The 16,701-nt window shown below is 63.4% G+C and carries 13 protein-coding genes and 1 pseudogene; 7 read left to right on the top strand and 7 right to left on the bottom strand.

Annotation, left to right across the window (positions count from 1 at the left end; genetic code table 11):
• The 3 genes from NKH90_RS07505 to NKH90_RS07495 form a co-directional block, all read right to left on the bottom strand.
• Complete coding sequence (locus tag NKH90_RS07505; RefSeq protein WP_352818474.1) at positions 1-1,557, bottom strand: formate dehydrogenase beta subunit; 1,557 nt, start codon at positions 1,555-1,557, stop codon at positions 1-3.
• Positions 1,554-2,033 carry a formate dehydrogenase subunit gamma gene (locus tag NKH90_RS07500; protein WP_352469988.1) on the bottom strand — a complete coding sequence of 160 codons (480 nt, stop codon included), beginning with the start codon at positions 2,031-2,033 and terminating at the stop codon, positions 1,554-1,556. The genes NKH90_RS07505 and NKH90_RS07500 overlap by 4 nt, the downstream gene beginning before the upstream one ends.
• A gap of 133 nt (positions 2,034-2,166) precedes the next feature.
• A complete protein-coding gene (locus NKH90_RS07495; RefSeq protein ID WP_352470186.1) occupies positions 2,167-3,066 on the bottom strand; it encodes a LysR family transcriptional regulator in 900 nt (299 codons plus the stop codon).
• A gap of 193 nt (positions 3,067-3,259) precedes the next feature.
• Between NKH90_RS07495 and NKH90_RS07490 the strand changes: the two genes are divergently transcribed.
• Both NKH90_RS07490 and NKH90_RS07485 read left to right on the top strand, forming a co-directional pair.
• Positions 3,260-3,901: a DUF47 family protein gene (locus tag NKH90_RS07490; protein WP_352469989.1), complete on the top strand. Its 642-nt coding sequence runs from the start codon at positions 3,260-3,262 to the stop codon at positions 3,899-3,901.
• Positions 3,901-4,908: an inorganic phosphate transporter gene (locus tag NKH90_RS07485; protein WP_352469990.1), complete on the top strand. Its 1,008-nt coding sequence runs from the start codon at positions 3,901-3,903 to the stop codon at positions 4,906-4,908. Before NKH90_RS07490 ends, NKH90_RS07485 begins: the two co-directional genes overlap by 1 nt.
• Positions 4,909-4,949: 41 nt before the next feature.
• Here NKH90_RS07485 and NKH90_RS07480 read toward each other — a convergent pair whose 3' ends face one another.
• Positions 4,950-5,327: a VOC family protein gene (locus NKH90_RS07480; protein ID WP_352818469.1), complete on the bottom strand. Its 378-nt coding sequence runs from the start codon at positions 5,325-5,327 to the stop codon at positions 4,950-4,952.
• Between the two features lie 193 nt (positions 5,328-5,520).
• Between NKH90_RS07480 and NKH90_RS07475 the strand changes: the two genes are divergently transcribed.
• The 5 genes from NKH90_RS07475 (at position 5,521) to NKH90_RS07455 (ending at position 11,801) form a co-directional block, all read left to right on the top strand.
• A complete protein-coding gene (locus NKH90_RS07475) occupies positions 5,521-6,705 on the top strand; it encodes an Mrp/NBP35 family ATP-binding protein (RefSeq protein ID WP_352577477.1) in 1,185 nt (394 codons plus the stop codon).
• Between the two features lie 237 nt (positions 6,706-6,942).
• A complete protein-coding gene (locus NKH90_RS07470; RefSeq protein ID WP_352769176.1) occupies positions 6,943-8,748 on the top strand; it encodes an IlvD/Edd family dehydratase in 1,806 nt (601 codons plus the stop codon).
• 318 nt (positions 8,749-9,066) lie between these two features.
• Positions 9,067-9,900, top strand: a complete 834-nt coding sequence (locus tag NKH90_RS07465) for a chromate resistance protein ChrB domain-containing protein (protein ID WP_352469994.1) — start codon at positions 9,067-9,069, stop codon at positions 9,898-9,900.
• A complete protein-coding gene (chrA, locus tag NKH90_RS07460; RefSeq protein WP_352818465.1) occupies positions 9,897-11,285 on the top strand; it encodes a chromate efflux transporter in 1,389 nt (462 codons plus the stop codon). Before NKH90_RS07465 ends, chrA begins: the two co-directional genes overlap by 4 nt.
• A gap of 117 nt (positions 11,286-11,402) precedes the next feature.
• Positions 11,403-11,801 (top strand): hypothetical protein, encoded by a 399-nt coding sequence (locus NKH90_RS07455; RefSeq protein ID WP_352469996.1) that lies wholly within the window; start codon positions 11,403-11,405, stop codon positions 11,799-11,801.
• 46 nt (positions 11,802-11,847) lie between these two features.
• Here NKH90_RS07455 and NKH90_RS07450 read toward each other — a convergent pair.
• The 3 genes and pseudogenes from NKH90_RS07450 to pdxR form a co-directional block, all read right to left on the bottom strand.
• Positions 11,848-13,076: pseudogene (locus NKH90_RS07450) on the bottom strand (aromatic ring-hydroxylating oxygenase subunit alpha).
• 115 nt (positions 13,077-13,191) lie between these two features.
• A complete protein-coding gene (locus NKH90_RS07445) occupies positions 13,192-14,781 on the bottom strand; it encodes a trimethylamine methyltransferase family protein (protein ID WP_352769179.1) in 1,590 nt (529 codons plus the stop codon).
• A gap of 192 nt (positions 14,782-14,973) precedes the next feature.
• On the bottom strand, positions 14,974-16,467 hold the full coding sequence (pdxR, locus tag NKH90_RS07440; protein ID WP_023676815.1) for a MocR-like pyridoxine biosynthesis transcription factor PdxR: 1,494 nt from the start codon (positions 16,465-16,467) through the stop codon (positions 14,974-14,976).
• Positions 16,468-16,701 lie beyond the last annotated feature (234 nt).

Raw genomic sequence — 16,701 nt, 5'->3', positions numbered from 1 at the left:
CTATTCCGCTGCTTCGGCGACCGGCGTCGGCCGAAAGTCGTCCGGGAAATGGTTGAGTGCACTCATCACTGGATATGGGGTGAAGCCGCCGAGAGCGCAAAGCGAGCCGAACTTCATTGTGTTGCAAAGGTCGGTGACCAGCGCGATCTGCTTTTCCGGTTCGACGTTCTGGGCGAGCCTGTCCAGCACCTCGACACCGCGAGTCGAGCCGATGCGGCACGGCGTGCACTTGCCGCAGCTCTCGATGGCGCAGAATTCCATGGCAAAGCGTGCCTGCTTCAGCATGTCGGCGCTGTCGTCGAAAACGACGATGCCGGCATGGCCGATCAGCCCGTCCTTGGCGGCAAACGCTTCGTAGTCGAAAGGCGTGTCGAACAGCGCGCGCGGGAAGTAGGCGCCGAGCGGGCCACCCACCTGCACCGCTTTGACCGGGCGTCCCGTCGCCGTGCCGCCGCCGATATCGTCGACGATCTCGCCCAGCGTCATGCCGAACGCCGCCTCGTAGAGACCGGGATACTTGATGTTGCCGGCAATCTGGATCGGGATGGTGCCGCGTGAACGGCCCATACCGAAATCCTTGTAGAAGGCAGCGCCCTTGTCCATGATCACCGGCACCGAGGCCAGCGAGATGACGTTGTTGATCACCGTCGGCTTGCCGAACAGGCCCTTGTGCGCCGGCAGCGGCGGCTTGGCCCGCACCTGCCCGCGCTTGCCTTCGAGGCTGTCGAGCAGCGCGGTCTCCTCGCCGCAGACATAGGCGCCGGCGCCGACCCGCACTTCCATGTCGAATGAATTGGCCGAGCCGAGCACATTGACGCCGAGCACGCCGGCCTTGCGGGCGATCTCGACGGCCTTCTGCATCACCGCCACCGCATGCGGATATTCCGAGCGGATATAGATGAAGCCCTTGGTCGCGCCGGTGGCGATGCCGGCGATCGCCATGCCTTCGATCAGCACGAAGGGGTCGCCTTCCATGATCATGCGGTCGGCGAACGTGCCGGAATCGCCTTCATCGGCGTTGCAGACGATGTATTTGCGGTCGGCCGACGTATCGAGCACAGTTTTCCATTTGATGCCGGTCGGGAAGCCGGCGCCGCCGCGACCGCGCAGCCCGGACTCGGTCACCTGCTTGACGACCTCGGCCGGCGTCATCGCCACTGCATTCTGCAGGCCCTTCAGCCCGCCATGCGCCTTGTAGTGGTCGAGCGACAGCGGATCGGTGACGCCGCAGCGCGCAAAGGTCAGCCGTGTCTGCCTTGCCAGGAACGGGATCTTGTCCGGTGCGCCCAGCCAGCGCTTGTGGTGGCCCCCGGTGAGGAAGCCGCAGTCGAACAGGCTTTTGACGTCGGATGGCTTCACCGGCCCGTAGGCGACGCGGCCAGTGGCTGTCGCAACCTCGACCATAGGCTCGAGGAAATAGGCGCCGCGCGAGCCGTTGCGCACGATCTTGGCCTCGATGCCGCGCTCGGCCAATTCCGCACGAACCGCCTTGGCAACCTTTTCCGCACCGAGCGCCAGCGCGCCGGAATCGCCGGGAATATAGATACGCGGGATCATGAGCGCACCTCGGCAACGATCTCGTTGAGCTTTTCGTCGTCGAGCCGCCCGATCACCTCCCCGTCCAGCATTGCCGACGGCGAGCAGGCGCAAAGGCCGAGGCAATAGACCGGCTCCAGTGTCACCGAACCGTCGCGGGTTGTCTCGTGGAAACCGATGCCCAGCAATGATTTGAGCTTGGCGGCAATCGCATCCGAGCCCATCGACTGGCAGGCTTCCGCCTGGCAGAGCTTCAGCACATGGCGGCCGGCGGGCTGGCTGCGGTAATCGTGATAGAAGGTGACGACGCCATGAACCTCGGCCCTGGAGATGTTCAGCGCCTCGGCGATGATCGGCAGTGCGTCCTGCGGCACATAACCGAACTCTTCCTGTATGCCGTGCAGGATCGGCAACAGCGGGCCTTCGAGGCCTTTCAGCTCGTGGATGATCGCCGCCGTGCGCGATGCGATCTCGGTACTTGCTAGCTGCATCGTCATGCAGCGCCCTCCCTGGTCGTGGCGGTCTTCCGCTAAGTGGTTAGGAAATCAGAGGAAACCCGCCAAATCAATAAAGCCGATCCGTTGCTCGATAGAAATTTTCTATCGTTCGCGTTCACCAGCATTGTCTAGACTAGCGGCGGCCGTGGAAATCGTCCGCCAGCGCCATTGCCTCGTCCAACAGCGCCGAGACCAGCGGCGTGTGCGGTTCGCGCCGCGCCGCCACCAGCCCGACCGTGTGGCTGGCATCCGGCTCGACGATCGGGATCGCCCGGATCGGCTCGGAAAAACCGAAGGTTTCCGCAAGGTTAAGCGGCATGATCGACGACCATTTGCCGGTGCGGATATGCGAAAACAGCACGATCATCGAGTTGGATTCCAATGTCGGCCGCACCTGCACGCCGGCTTCGGCCAGATGCTGGTCGATGATGCGGCGGTTCTGCATGTCCGGCGTCAGCAGGCAGAGCGGCAGCTGGCTGAGTTCCGCCCATGTCACTTTGTCGCGGTCGAAATAGGGGTTCCCGACCGCGGTGATCAGCTGATAGCGCTCGTCATAGAGCGGCACGCTGGTGACGCGTCCGAGCGGCTCGTTGTCGAGATAGGTGATGCCGGCGTCGATGTCGAAATTGCCGAGCAGCGATAGCACCTCGATCGAGGTGCGCGACAGCACCGAGAAGGTGACGCCGGGGTGCTTTGCCCGAAACGGCGTCGTCAGTCGCGCCACCATGGCCAGCGCCGTCGGGATCGCGGCGATGCGGATGCGCCCCGACAGGCCGTGGCGCGCCGCCCGCATCTCCTCGCGCATGGTCCTGCTATCGCCGACGATGCGGCGCGCCCACACCAACACCTGCTTGCCTTCCGGCGTCAGCCCCTGGAAGCGCGAGCCGCGCAGCACCAGCATCACGCCGAGCTGACCCTCCAGCTGCTTGATGCCGGCCGAAAGCGTCGGTTGGGTGACGCCGCACACCTCCGCCGCCCGGCCGAAATGTTCTTCCCTGGCAAGTGCTATGAAGAATTCCAGCTTGTCGATCATGCCGTCGGAGCCTGTCATGGACGCTGTGTCCGATCTTAGCGCGCAAGGTCGGGGAAATCGCCTTCGGCCGCAAGCCGCCTGTGTAAATCGTCCGCATCCACATCTTTCAGCCGGCTTACTGTTTCCCGCGATGGAATGCGGCGCTATGTGGATGAGACGGGGTCGTGGACTGGACACGACGGGAGTACCGAACATGCTGGGCTGGTTCCGCAAGCTTTTGCCGCGCGAAGATCGCTTCTTCGACCTGTTCGAGCGGCATTCCCGCACCGTGGTCGGCGGCGCCGAGGCACTGCAGCAGCTTTTGCAGGGCAACGACATCGAGCGCTGGTGCCAGACGATCATCGATCTCGAGAACGAAGCCGATCAGATCACCGCGGAAGTGCTGCTGGCCGTGCGCCGCTCCTTCATCACGCCCTTCGACCGCGGCGACATCAAGGACCTGATCCAGTCGATGGATGATGCCATCGATATGATGCACAAAACCGTCAAGACGGTAAGGCTGTTCGAGAAGAAGGAATTCGACCCGCTGATGCAGGAAATGGGAGGTGTCATCGTCGAGGCCGCCAAGTTGGTGGCCGAGGCGATCCCGCTGCTCGGCAAGGTCGGGGCGCATACGGTGCGCCTCAACGCCATCGCCGAGGAGGTCATGCGCGCCGAAGGCCGGGCCGACGACCTGCACGAGCAGGGCCTGAAGGACCTGTTCAAGCGGCACGGCCGCAGCGATCCGATGGCCTATCTGATCGGCAGCGAGATTTACGGCCAGCTGGAAAAGGTGGTCGATCGCTTCGAGGACGTCGCCAACGAAATCAGCGGCATCGTCATCGAGAACGTATAGTGTCAGAAGCCGCAATAGCCTTTCCCGTGCTGGTCGGCCTTGTCGTCGTCGCGCTGTTCTTCGATTTCCTCAACGGCCTGCACGATGCCGCCAACTCCATCGCCACCATCGTCTCCACCCGGGTGCTGCGGCCGCACTATGCGGTGTTCTGGGCGGCCTTCTTCAATTTCATCGCCTTCATGTTCTTCGGTCTCCACGTAGCGGAGACGCTCGGAACCGGCATCATCGACGCCAGCATCGTCACGCCGGCAGTGATCTTCGCAGCACTTGTCGGCGCCATCGTCTGGAATGTCGTCACCTGGCTCGTCGGAATCCCGTCCAGCAGCTCGCACGCTCTGATCGGCGGTTTGGTCGGCGCCGGGGTTGCCAAGGCAGGCACCGGTGCCATCGTCTGGGCCGGGTTGGGCAAGACGACGGCGGCCATCGTGCTATCGCCGGCGGCAGGCTTTCTGCTGGCGCTTGTCTTGATCCTCGCGGTCTCCTGGCTGTTCGTGCGGCAGACGCCGTTCGCCGTCGACAGCACCTTCCGCGTTATGCAGTTCTTTTCCGCCTCGCTCTATTCGCTCGGCCATGGCGGCAACGACGCGCAGAAGACCATGGGCATCATCGCCGTGCTGCTCTATTCGCAAGGCATGCTCGGCGCGAATTTTTACGTGCCGCTGTGGGTCGTCATCACCTGTCAGTCGGCGCTGGCGCTGGGCACGTTGCTCGGCGGCTGGCGCATCGTCCACACCATGGGCTCGAAGATCACCCGGCTGAACCCGATGCAGGGTTTCTGCGCCGAGACCGGCGGAGCGATCACCCTGTTCGCCGCCACCTGGCTCGGTATTCCTGTATCGACCACGCACACGATCACCGGCGCCATCATCGGCGTCGGCGCCGCCCGCCGCGTCTCCGCCGTTCGCTGGGGCATTGCCGGCAACATCGTGGTGGCATGGATCGTCACCCTGCCGGCAACCGCGGCGATCGCGGCTCTCACCTACTTCGCGGTCGGTCTGGCAAGGTGATGTGAGCATCATGGCGCCTGGAGCCGCCTCTGGCGCGGCGACTACCGGTCCACAAGATTCAGGATGTTGCCGTCCGGGTCCCTGAACCATGCGACCTTCATGCCGTGACCGACATGGATGTCACCCTCAAGCGTCAGCCCGGGCATGTCGTAATGCTCGAAGGTCACGCCCTTCGATTTCAATGCCTCAACGATCTTGCCGAGTTCGTCGCCGACCGTCCATGTCACAGCCGTCGCCTTGTTGGTCCCAGCGAAGTTCGAACGGTAGACGTTGATGCTGGTGTCGCCGCTTTTATAGACGATCAGTTCGCCACCTTCATTGTGCACCTCTTTCAGGCCAAGGACCCCTTCGTAGAATGCCCTGGCCTTGGCCAGGTCCTTCACGACGAGATTGGCCGTCGCGTTGCTGTTTGCGAGCATGATTCGTCTCCTTCCCTGGCTGTCATTCCATGCTCATGAAATAGGCTGCGCTGACGATTTGGCGACGGCTGCTCCCACTGGAAATGCCGTCATATGCTCGCTGCCTCCCGATACGCCGCTGCAATTGGTGGTCCATCGCTTGGTTCTGTTCCGGAACTGCATTATCTGGAGCGGAAAAGTAGAGGAAAAACTCATGCCCGCCGCCAATGAAAACGTGACCAAGGAAATCGTTATCGAGCGCCTGAAGACGGTCAATGGGCCGGATTTCACCGGCAATATCGTCGACCTCGGCCTGGTTTCCGAGATTTTCATTGCCGATGCCAAGGTGTTCTTTTCGATCACCGTTCCCGCTGCCCGTGCCCAGGAGATGGAACCGCTGCGTGCGGCGGCCGAACGTGTCGTCAAGGCGATCCCCGGTGTTGCCGGCGCCGTGGTCGCGTTGACGGCGGAAAAGAAGGGCGGCGGCATGGAGGCGCCGGTTCCGCAAAGACCGGCTCAGAGGCCCGCTCCGCCGGCCGCACCTGCGCGTCCCGCGCCGCAGGCGCCCGCCTCGCACAGCCAGGGCAAGCGCGGCGTACCCGGCATCGAAGCGATCATCGCCGTCGCTTCCGGCAAGGGCGGCGTCGGCAAGTCGACTACCGCCGTCAATATCGCCCTTGGGCTTGCCGCCAACGGGCTGCGGGTCGGGGTGCTCGATGCCGACATTTATGGCCCTTCCATGCCGCGTCTGCTCAACATTCGTGGCAGGCCGCAGACCGTCGACGGCAAGATCCTGAAGCCGATGCAGAATTATGGCCTCAAGGTCATGTCGATGGGCTTCCTCGTCGATGAGGAGACGCCGATGATCTGGCGCGGGCCGATGGTGATGTCGGCATTGACGCAGATGCTGCGCGAGGTCGAATGGGGACCGCTTGATGTGCTCGTCGTCGACATGCCGCCCGGCACCGGCGACGCCCAGCTGACCATGGCCCAACAGGTGCCGCTGGCCGGCGCCGTCATCGTCTCGACGCCACAGGACCTGGCCCTGATCGATGCGCGCAAAGGCCTCAACATGTTCAGAAAGGTCGACGTGCCGCTATTGGGTATCGTCGAAAACATGAGCTATTTTCTCGCCCCCGATACGGGAAAACGCTACGACATCTTCGGCCATGGCGGCGCCCGCCGCGAGGCCGAGCGTCTCGGCGTCACCTTCCTTGGCGAAGTGCCGCTCGAGATGGGCATCCGCGAAAGCTCCGATGCCGGCACGCCGGTGGTGGTCTCCAAGCCGGATGGCGCTGAGGCGAAAATCTATCGCGACATCGCGGCCAAGGTCTGGGACCGCGTCAATGAAGAGCGCGGCGCGGCCGAGGCTGCAGTGCCGAGCATCGTGTTCGAGTGATGCGGATGTGCCTCCCCAAGTGGGCCCCTTGAGGGGGAGGGTGGCCGGAAGGGTCAGGTAGGGTCCGCGGCGACGCGCTCCAACTCTCCGGGATAGCGGGCTGACAAACCACGATCCCGTCTGGCGCGGAGGCAGATGTATGTCTTTCGTACCAAAGAGCGGATTCGGATGGCGCGTGCCCCTTGCCTGCTCCCGCGCGTTGTCATATCGATTTGTCATACAAATACGGAGACCACGATGGCAGGCGCCCCCACCCACAAGAAAAAATTTCGCTCGCAGGAGTGGTTCGACAATCCCGACAATCCGGGCATGACGGCACTCTATCTGGAGCGCTACCTGAATTACGGGCTGACGCGGGCCGAACTGATGTCCGGCAAGCCGCTGATCGGCATCGCCCAGACCGGCTCGGACCTGTCGCCCTGCAACCGCCATCACATCGAACTGGCCAAGCGCGTGCGCGAAGGCATCGTCTCGATGGGTGGCATCCCTTTCGAGTTCCCTTGCCACCCGATCCAGGAGACCGGCAAGCGGCCCACTGCTGCACTTGACCGCAACCTTGCCTATCTCAGCCTGGTAGAGGTGCTCTACGGCTATCCGCTCGACGGCGTGGTCCTCACCATCGGCTGCGACAAGACGACGCCGGCCATGCTGATGGCCGCGGCCACCGTCAACATTCCGGCTATCGCGCTTTCGGTCGGCCCGATGCTCAACGGCTGGCACAAGGGCAAGCGCACCGGCTCCGGCACCATCGTCTGGGAATCGCGCCAGCGCCTGTCGGCCGGCGAGATTGGCTATGACGAGTTCATGGATATCGTTGCCTCCTCGGCGCCGTCGACCGGCTATTGCAACACGATGGGTACCGCCACCACGATGAATTCGCTGGCCGAGGCGCTCGGCATGCAATTGCCGGGCTCGGCCGCTATCCCCGCCCCCTATCGCGAGCGCGGCCAGATCGCCTACGAGACCGGAAAGCGCATCGTCGACATGGTGCATGAGGATCTGAAGCCCTCCGACATCATGACCCGTAAGGCCTTCGAGAACGCCATCGTCGTCAACTCGGCGATCGGCGGCTCGACCAATGCGCCGATCCACCTCAATGCCATCGCCCGCCATCTCGGCGTGCCGCTCGACAATGACGATTGGCAGAAGGTCGGCCTCAACATACCGCTCATCGTCAATCTGCAGCCGACGGGCGAATATCTCGGCGAGGACTATCACCATGCCGGCGGCGTGCCGGCCGTGGTCGCCGAACTGATGAAGGGCGGCCTGCTGCCCTATCCGGAAGCCATGACAGCTAACGGCAAGACCATCGGCGACAATTGCAGGGGCGCCGTCAACGAGAACCTCGACGTCATCCGCACGGTTGCCGAGCCGCTGAAAGCCAATGCCGGCTTCATCAATCTCAAGGGCAATCTGTTCGATTCGGCGATCATGAAGACCAGCGGCATCTCGCCCGAGTTCCGCGAGCGCTATCTGTCGAACCCGAAGGACCCCGAAGCCTTCGAGGGCAACGCCATGGTGTTCGACGGGCCCGAGGATTACCACGCCCGCATCGACGATCCGGCACAAGGCATCGACGAGCACACCATCCTGTTCATGCGCGGCGCCGGCCCGATCGGCTATCCGGGCGGCGCCGAAGTCGTCAACATGCAGCCGCCGGCCTATCTGATCAAAAAGGGCATCCACGCGCTGGCCTGTATCGGCGACGGCCGCCAGTCGGGCACGTCGGGTTCGCCCTCGATCCTCAACGCCTCGCCGGAAGCCGCCATCGGCGGCGGGCTGGCGCTGCTGAAGACCGGTGACCGCGTCCGCGTCGATCTGCGCAAGGGCACCGCCGACATCCTCGTCAGCGACGACGAGATCACGCGGCGGCGCACCGAGCTGCAGAACAATGGCGGCTATCAGTATCCGAAGCACCAGACGCCCTGGCAGGAAATCCAGCGCGGCATGGTCGACCAGTTTTCCGAAGGCATGGTGCTGAAGCCGGCGGTAAAATACCAGGATGTGGCTCATACAAGCGGGGTGCCGAGGGACAATCACTGACCAGGGTCCGTCGCATGAGCCAGCCGCCGGTGCAGGCAATTTGCCGAGGTCAGCGCCAGGAGGGGTAGGGGTGGGGTCACATCGCAGAGCGAAAGCCTCGGCTTTCCACCTGCGATAGCCTGCCGCTAATGGGCAGAAATGCCCGGCACAGGGTTGGACGCGGTCATTTGTCAACAGCGATTGCTCCCGCGAGAACGGCAATGCTTGACAAGCGAGCGCGACAAATCCACGATCATCGCAAGGGGTGCATCGCGACGACCCCGTGAGGCGTCAGCCCAATGTTCGCGTCCAAGCTTCTCTTTCCAGGAGGTGGACGCCATGCCGTCGACAACAACCATCACCGTACCGCAACTATCCCGTCTGATTGGTCTGCCGGGTGCACCCGCGATCATCGATGTCCGCATCGACGATGACTACAACGCCGACCCGCGCCTGCTGCCGGCGTCGGATCGGCGTGATTTCAGGACTGTCTCGAACTGGGCTGCCGACTTCGCCGGCTGGCAAGTGACAGTCGTCTGCCAACAGGGAAAAAAGCTCTCGCAAGGCGTGGCCGCATGGCTGCGCCACGAGGGCATTGCCGCCGAATCGCTCGACGGCGGGTTTGAAGACTGGCGCGATGCCAAGGGGCTTCTCGTTGACGCCCGCAAGATACCGCCCCGCGATGCCAAGGGCCGCACCGTTTGGGTGACGCGTACGCGCCCGAAGGTCGACCGCATCGCCTGCCCCTGGCTGATTCGGCGCTTCATCGATCCTCACGCGGTCTTTCTCTTCGTCGAGCCGGCCGAAGTGTCGGCCGTCGCCGATCGCTTTCAGGCCGTGCCTTTCGACATTGAGAACGTGTTCTGGAGCCATCGCGGCGAACGCTGCACCTTCGACACCATGATCGAGGAGTTCGGGCTTAAATCCGAAGCACTCGATCGCTTGGCCACGATCATACGCGCCGCCGATACTGCGAGCCTCGATCTTGTTCCACAGGCGGCCGGGTTCCTGGCCGCCTCGCTTGGCCTGTCACGGATGTTTCGCAACGATCTGGAGCAGCTCGAGGCCGGCATGCTGCTCTATGATATGTTCTTCCGCTGGTGCCGCGATGCCACCGAGGAGACGCATAACTGGCCGGCCGCCGGCGCAGTCAGCGCGGGCAAACCATCGTGAGCGCCGTCCTATCGAAAAAGCCGGCGGAGATTCAGGAGCCCGCTGTGCCGAGCTTCCGGCAGGCCGTGAAGGTCTGGGCGAAAATCGGCGTGCTCAGCTTTGGCGGGCCGGCCGGGCAGATCGCGCTCATGCACAAGGAACTGGTCGAGGAACGGCGCTGGATCGGCGAACAGCGCTTCCTGCATGCGTTGAACTACTGCATGTTGCTGCCTGGCCCCGAGGCCCAGCAGCTCGCCATCTATATCGGCTGGTTGCTTCACAAAACGGCCGGCGGCCTTGTTGCCGGCATTCTCTTCGTCGTGCCGGGCGCGCTTGTCATGCTCGTCCTGAGCAGCCTCTATGCGCTCTATGGCGATGTACCACTCGTCGCGGCGCTGTTTTTCGGGGTCAAGGCGACCGTGCTCGCCATTGTCATCGAGGCGGTGATCCGGATCGGCAGACGCGCGCTGAAAAACCCGATCATGGTGTCGATCGCACTCGCCGCCTTCATCGCCATCTACGCGTTGAACGTGCCGTTTCCGCTGATCGTCCTGCTTGCCGGCCTGACAGGCTGGATCGGCAACCGTAGTGCGCCGGCATTTTTTTCAGCCGCATCGCAGGGCAAGGGCGATGTTCCCGACATCAAGGGCGCGGTGGATCTGATGTTCGAGCGCGGTGAACTGACCCACGTCAGGCCGACGCGATGGCACGCGCCGCGCACTTTGGCGATCTGGCTGCCGATCTGGCTGGGGCCTGTTCTGCTGGTCTGGGCTTTCACCGGCCCTGCCAGCGTTTGGACTCAAATCGGTGGCTTCTTCAGTATCATGGCGGTCGTCACCTTCGGCGGCGCCTACGCAGCCCTTGCCTATGTCGCGCAGGCAGCGGTCGAGTACTTCGGCTGGCTGGCACCCGGTGAAATGGTCGACGGCCTTGGACTTGCCGAAACCACGCCGGGTCCGCTCATCCTGGTCTTGCAGTTCGTCGGCTTCGTTGCCGCGTTCCGCCAGCCGGGCTTGCTGGCGCCGCTGGTTGCCGGACTGTTTGGCGGGCTGTTCACGCTGTGGGCGACGTTTACCCCATGTTTCCTATGGATATTCCTTGGCGCGCCTTACATCGAAGCGCTGCGCGGCAACAAGGCGCTGTCGGCGGCGCTCGGTGCGATCACCGCCGCCGTCGTTGGCGTCATCATGAATCTCGCTCTATGGTTCGGCTTGCACGTCATCTTCGGTGAAGTGCGCAATGTTGGGCTTGGAATGGACGTGCCGGTGCTTTCATCGATAGACTGGCGGGCGGCGCTGCTTTCCTGTGCCTCGATGATCGCCATTCTGAAGCTGAAGATCGGTATGCTGCCGACGCTTGCCGGATCGGCGCTGGCCGGTGTCTTGTTGCTGGCGGTAAGTAGCTGATGCCTGCAAGGACTTGAAGCGCATCGCCTGAATCTACTTAAACGCGACGCTTTGAATGCCGCTGCGTTTGTATTCCGCTTGTGAACCACCTAACTGGTTGGGAACGGTTGGACCATTATGGCGCAACGGCGTTCTTCCCTCGGCTTCCTTGGAATGTTCGGTCGCTCGGGCGACTTGAGGCAGCTCGACGATGCATTGCGCGGCGCCGATCTGCATCCCGCCCTTGTGCCGGAGGGGGTAAAACTCACGATCGTCAATCTGATGAAGGATCACTGGCCCGACGAGCCGCCGCCGGGCATCTATGCGTCGGTGGCACAATTGTGCAGCTATTGCATCGCGGGTCCCGAAACCTTCGAGCAAGCCAATGGCCATCAACGGACGCTGGAAGCCGAGCGCCGCATCGAGGCGGCACTTGAGGCCGGCGACAGCTTCGACGCACAGATCGTGCTGATGACGCTGCATGCCAAGCTGATCAACGCCGAAGTCGTCGACCGATACGGGCTCAGCGCGGAATGACGCGACAGGCAAGATCTGCCGGATCCCCCCGCGGCAGCCGAGTCGATCAAGCCCGGCTGATCTCCTCAAGATACCAGCCGATGTAGCGCAGTTCGTTGTATTCCATCGGCGCGATCGGCCCCGGCACGAAATAGTGCGAGCGCACGCCACGCGCTGTGTGCTCGATGATCTCTTGTCCTCTTGGGTGGTGACCTTCCACAGCCAGGTCAGCTTCTCCAGATCGTAGTCCTGGCCCTCGACCGCGTCGCCGCGCACCAGCCAGATCAGCTCCATCTCGCAGGTGCCCGCCGTTTTCGGGATGAAGCGGTAGATCATGCCGTGATCGGGATAGCACACGAGGAAGGTCGTGCCGCCGAGATGGATGGAGGTGACGCCACCGTCATAGTCGGTGAAGCGGCCCATCAGCGGGGCCACCGGCGAGCCATCCTGGCTGCCGCTCGAAACGCCATCATAGAGCGCATAGCGGAAGGTATGGATTGCTTCCTGACCGGCCGCCGAGTTCTGCCAGCGGTTGGCGCTGCCGATCTCGATGCCAAGCGCGCAGGTGCGCTGCTCCATCGCCGCGTTGAGCTGCTCGATCATCTCGGCCGGCTTTTCCAGCGCATGCGTCTGCGAATATTCCGGATGCGCCGGCCCGCAATGGTAGCATTCGACATAGTTCTCGACGGCGAGCTTCCAGTTGGCGTCGAGCGGATAGGACTGGCGATACGCCACCTTGGCGTCGCCCCAGCCATACTGGCCGCAGCTTGTGCGCAGCGACTGTTCGATTGGATCGAAATCGAGCGGCGTCTCCGCGAAGGAAATGAAAACCAGCCCGGAGGCAACGCGGACATGAAGCTTCTTCAGCCCGTGCGCCGTGCGGTCGAAATCCTTCGGCATCAGGCGGGCAGCGCGCAACGACCCGTCATTGGAATAGGTCCAGGCGTGGTAGGGACACACGAACATCTTCGCGTTGCCCTTCTCCTTGGTGCAGACCTCGGCGCCGCGGTGGCGGCAGACATTGAGCATGGCATGCACGGTGCCATCCATGCCGCGCGTCAGGATGACCGCCTCATCGCCCAGTTTGAACAGCTCGAAATCGCCGGGGTTCGGGATAACGCTGGCATGGGCCAGGCAATGCCAGTGGCGGCGAAAGACACGTTCCATGTCACGCTCGAAGATCGCCGGGTCATGATAGAAGGCACGCACCAGGCCGTGGCCGGGCCGGTGAGACGCCACCAGCCGATCGATCGCGTCGCCGTCGGTGTGGGCTTGCAGGATAGGATGCGCAGTCATTTGTCGTTCTGCCCGATGGTTGGTCCTGGGGCAATTCCAGGAAAACTGTGAAGCGGTTTTCCGTCCGGAATTGGCTCTGGGTGGTGGCTGTATGGCTGCACGAACTCGTCTCCGGTCAGCCGCCCATATGCGTGCGCGGCAGGTGGATCAGGCTGCCGAAGCGGGCACGCAATCTGTCGTCGACCTGTTTTGGCACGTGGCGCGGAAATCGTTCGGCAAGAATGCGTTTCTTCTCGGTGATCGCCCGCAGCAATATATCAGGTCGGCCTTTTTCGTTCCATTCCTTCGGTGAGGAACGATCGGCGAAGGCGGGATAGAGATGATCGGTCTGCATCAGCTTGAGCGTTTGTTCGTTGTCGAGATAGTGGCCTGGGCCTTTGAGGCAGACCTCGGCGATGCTGTCGATCGACAGGGCCTCGTCAGTCACGTCGATGCCACGTGCGCAGCCCAGGCAATGACCGAGCATGTCGTTGTCGATGACCAGGCTCTCCAGGCAGAAGCCGAGCAGCGAGGCATGCATGCCGGCCGCCTCGTAGACGAGGTTGAGGCCGGAGAGGCCGGCCATCACATTGGTGATGCCCTTTTCGTAGCCGGATTGAATGTCGGGCAGTTTCGAATCCGTCATGCCAGCGGCCGAGCCGCCGGGCAGATCGTAGAATTGCGCCATCTGGGCGCAGGCCGCCGTTGCCACCGACTGCTCGGCCGACCCGCCGGCCATGGCGCCGGTGCGCAGGTCCGACATGAACGGCCAAGCGCCGAAGATCGCCGGATGGCCCGGCTTGAGCGCGTTGACATAGACCAGGCCGGCCAGTACTTCGGCCACCGCTTGCACGACGGCGCCGGCCATCGCCGCAGGTGCTGTGGTGCCGGACTGGCCGGTCGAGAGCAGCAGGATCGGGATGCCGCCTTCAACGCAAGCCTCGAGCACGCCGCAGGCATCCTCGGCGAACTTCATCGGCGGCACGACGAATGAGTTAGAGTTAGAAACGAATGGCCGGGCGCGGAAATTCTCCTCGCCGCCGGCGATGGCGTACAGCATTTCAAGCGCCGGCTTCACGTTCTCACGAACGGTGAAGGATGTTCCGACGTGCTTCGATGTCCCCATCACACAGGCATAGAGCGTGTTGAAATCCATCTCGAGCGGATCGGCGATGTCGCGCGCCACCATCGGCCGCTGGAAGAAATGGATGTTGTCCAACCCATCGACGATGCGGGCAGCATCATAAATGTCCTGCAGCTTGGATTCGCGGTACTCGCGCTTCTCCAGATCCACCAGGTGCACGGCGATACCTGCCGTGCCGTAGTGCACGCGCTTGCCCTGGACCACCATGTCGTGCCTGGCGTCCTGGCCATGAAGTGTGAAATGTCGTGCCGCCCGCTGGATGGTGTCGAGCACTAGCGCGCGTGGAAAGCGCACACGGTCGTCGTCGCCATGGACCGCCCCCGCCTTGGTCAGCACCTTTATGCAGGAAGGGATGGCATTGGCGAAACCCACCGTCTCCAGGAGCGTCAGCACGCCCTCGTGGATGCGCTCGCAGTCATCCCGGCGCAGCGGCCCGTAGCTGCCGCCCTCGATGGCCAGGTGTCGTGGTCCGGTGTCCTCCATCAGAGGAGCTGATCGCATGGCATGTCCTGTTTCGCGAAGACCGGAGCGCTGTGGACGACGGTTCGCCGGCGTGTCCTGCTGTTCGACAGCCACTGGCATGGAAGCACTCCACCTTCATCGGCAGGAACTCGCGGCGGTTGGTCCACCATCGGCCTGCTTCGTCCCTCTACACAGCGACTATGCCGCCGGCATTGGCACAGCCTATGTGCCAGCCGGTCCCGTCGAATATGCCAAGGAGCTAAAGAACCGGAGCCGCACCACATGCGCCAGGCTCCGGTCGGGGAAGGGAGATCAGGCCGCTGCCGGCCTGCGTCCAGCTGCCGTCGCCAGTTCGCGGATGCCGGGTTCGATGTGCTGCAACGCGATCGAGGAAATGCCCAAGCGCATGAAACGCGATGGCTTTTCGGTGCGGTCGAAGAAGCGGTCGCCAGGCTCGATGATGACGCTGCGCGAGGCCGCGGCCTCCGCCAGCCCGCGCGAATCGGTGCCGCGCGGCCCCTCGAGCCAGAGCGACGTGCCGCCGGCCGAATCGGTCGAGCGCCACTCCGGTAGGAAGGCGGAAATCGCATGGACCAGACGCTTGCGCCTCTCGTCGAAGGCGCTCGACAGCCGCCGCACCAGCGCCTCGTGATGGCCGAGCGACAGGAAGAGCGCCACGGCGCGCTGGTTGTTCGCCGGCGGATGGCGCAGCATGAAGCGGCGTAGCGCCCGAAGCTCGGAGATCAGCCCGGCCGAGGCGACGATGTAGCCGAGCCTGAGGCCGGGAGCCAGCGTCTTCGACATCGAGCCGACATAGACGACGCGGCCGGAGCGATCGAGGCTCTTCAGCGCCTGCTGCGGCGCCTCGTCCAGGAGCTGGCTGTCATATCCGTCCTCGATGATGATCTGGTTGTGCCGGTTGGCGCGCGCCAAAAGCTCCTGCCGCCGCTCCGCCGACAGCGGCACCATGGTCGGGCAATGGTGGCTGGGCGTGACGAAGACGAAGCCGGAATCATTGGGAATGGCCGAGGTTACGATGCCGGAGTGGTCGACCGGAACCGGCTGGATCTCGGCGCCGGCCAGCCGGAAGATCGAACGTGCATCGGGATAGCCCGGGTCCTCCATCGCCACCTTGGAGCCCTTGGTCATCAACAGCGTCGCCAGCATGTAAAGCGCGTTCTGCGCGCCCAACGTCACGATGATCTCGTCCGGATTGGCGAAGATGCCGCGTCGCGGCAGCAGCCGTGCCTGGATCTGCTCGATCAGGAGCGGATCGTCGCGGTCGACCATGTCGGATGCCCAGTTGCGGATTTCGAGCACCGCCAACGCCATGCGGTTGCACTCGCGCCATTCGGCGGTCGGGAACAGCGCCGGGTCGAATTGGCCATAGACGAAGGGGTATGACGACTTGATCCAGTTGTCGTGCTTGGCCGGCGGCGGCATGTCGCTCGCCGCGATCTGCCGACGCGCCTTCCAGTCGATCTCGTTGGCCTGGTCGGGCGCCTTCTGATGCGGCTTGGCCGGCGTCGCCAGCACTTCGGGATTGACGAAATGGCCGCGGCGCTCGCGCGCCACCAGGAAGCCCTGGTCGACCAGTTGCTGGAAGGCCAGCACCACGGTGCCGCGCGCCACGCCGAGTTTTTCGGCAAGAATCCGGCAGGACGGAAGCGGCATGGAAGCCGCGATCTGCCGGTCGAGGATGGCGGCGACGATCGCCTGGCGGATCTGCGCCTGCAGGGTCTGACCGGATTCCGCCGAAATCCGGAACAGGCCGGACCAAATGGCCGTGTCGTTTCGCTGTGGCATGGGAGATGTTCCTCGATGGCCAGCTTTTTTCACATGGCTGGACCAGTCGAATGTACCGGTGGCACAAGGTGTTGCGCCAATCAATTTTTCTGATCGCTGGGATTTATGCCAGTGATCCTTTGAGCCGGCCCACGCTGCGCTGCGGCATCGCTGCGCATTGAAACAGATGGGATTCGACCCGATAGTTTGCCGCGACGACACGCGCCGGAAACATCCGGCCTGATAAGATGCATC

Origin of the sequence: Mesorhizobium sp. M0898 (genome assembly GCF_040319695.1) — a bacterium.
Taxonomy (GTDB): Bacteria; Pseudomonadota; Alphaproteobacteria; order Rhizobiales; family Rhizobiaceae; genus Mesorhizobium.
The sequence above is the reverse complement of the archived record's forward strand: the minus strand, read 5'-3'. Positions and strand labels throughout refer to the sequence as shown.